At 37.9% G+C, this 1,100-nt stretch carries 2 protein-coding genes and 1 pseudogene; all 3 read left to right on the forward strand.

Features of this window, described 5'->3' with window-relative positions; all coding sequences use genetic code 11:
* On the forward strand, positions 1-361 hold a 361-nt coding region (locus OEA66_RS11765; RefSeq protein ID WP_311136918.1), incomplete at its 5' end, for a phage tail sheath C-terminal domain-containing protein.
* Positions 362-397: 36 nt separating this feature from the next.
* On the forward strand, positions 398-829 hold the full coding sequence (locus OEA66_RS11770; protein WP_267281553.1) for a phage tail protein: 432 nt from the start codon (positions 398-400) through the stop codon (positions 827-829).
* Between the two features lie 23 nt (positions 830-852).
* Positions 853-1,100: pseudogene (locus OEA66_RS11775) on the forward strand (phage tail sheath family protein); the annotation flags it as partial.

The raw sequence follows: 1,100 nt of genomic DNA on the forward strand, positions 1-1,100 counted from the left end.
AGCAAGAACACTGGACGGAAACAGCAACGAATGGAGATATATTTCGGTACGTCGTTTCTTCAACATGGTGGAAGAGTCTGTGAAGAAAGCGACAGAACGTTTCGTTTTCGAACCCAATACTGCCAACACATGGATCCGTGTACAAACGATGATCGAGAATTTCCTAAACCAACAATGGCAGGACGGTGCACTGGCCGGAAGCAAGCCTGAAGAAGCTTATTACGTAAGCGTTGGTTTAAACAAAACAATGTCTGCTCAGGATATTCTGGAAGGAAGAATGAATATCGAAATCGGTATGGCTGCAGTTCGTCCGGCTGAATTTATTGTGCTGCGTTTTTCACACAAATTACAGGAAGCCTAAATATCAACTAAATAACAATTAAATATAAATAAAATTATGAGTGCATATCCATTAGTAAAGTTTGCCTTTGAAGTAGATTGGGGCGGAACAAAAGTAGGTTTTCAGGAAGTTTCCGGTTTAAACGTTGAAGCGGGATTAATTGAATACAGACATGGCGCAAGTCCTGATTTCAGCAAAATAAAAATGCCGGGCTTGAAAGCTTTCAGCAACATTACTTTAAAGAGAGGAACTTTTAAACAAGATAATGAGTTTTTCGAATGGTTCCAGTCAATTCAATTGAATACAGTAGAAAGAAGATCAATCACGATTTCTCTTTTAGACGAGAACGGAGAACCTGCAGTAACCTGGAAAGTAAAAAATGCATTCCCGCTTAAAGTAAATGCAACAGATCTGAAAGCTGAAGGTAACGAAGTTGCTATTGAAACTTTAGAACTGGCACACGAAGGATTAACGATTGAAAATAACTAATATTAACTTTAAAATTTAAAAAAATGAATTACAAAACACCTGGAGTTTACGTAGAGGAAATTGCAAAATTCCCGCCATCTGTAGCACAAGTAGAAACGGCTATTCCTGCTTTTATCGGATATACAGCACAAGGGCCGAAAAATGAACCAACAAGAATCTCTTCAATGTTGGAATACGAAACACTTTTCGGAAAAGCAAAAAATGAATCTTTTACATTTACTGTAGTTGCAGCCACTACAACTGCACCTATTAAACCTAGAAAAGTTACTGC

It is taken from the genome of Chryseobacterium luquanense (assembly GCF_026460945.1).
GTDB lineage: Bacteria > Bacteroidota > Bacteroidia > Flavobacteriales > Weeksellaceae > Chryseobacterium > Chryseobacterium luquanense.